At 58.6% G+C, this 278-nt stretch carries 1 pseudogene; it reads left to right on the top strand.

The annotated features are described in order from the left end of the window. Positions 1 to 278, top strand: a pseudogene (locus tag SB772_RS40330) (spermidine synthase); the annotation flags it as partial.

Raw genomic sequence — 278 nt, 5'->3', positions numbered from 1 at the left:
CGTGATTCTCGTTGACGGGTTTCTGGCACACGGCATGCCTGCGCAGCTGGGTAACGCCGCCTTTTACGAAGCCTGCCATGCCCGACTCAACGGCGATGGGTTGCTGGTCGCCAACTTTGTCGAAGACGATCCCCACATTCCCTTTTACCTGGAGCAGGTGCGTTCCGTGTTCGGCAAGTCGCTCTCCATTTTCGTGGGCGAGGACAGTTGCAACTACACACTGTTTGCCTGGAAAGGCGCAACGAGACTACCGTCCCGGGATACGCTGCTTGCGCGAG

Source organism: Paraburkholderia sp. SIMBA_030 (genome assembly GCF_046535245.1).
GTDB lineage: Bacteria > Pseudomonadota > Gammaproteobacteria > Burkholderiales > Burkholderiaceae > Paraburkholderia.
Note: the sequence above shows the minus strand (reverse complement) of the source record. Positions and strands in the feature narration are given on the sequence as shown.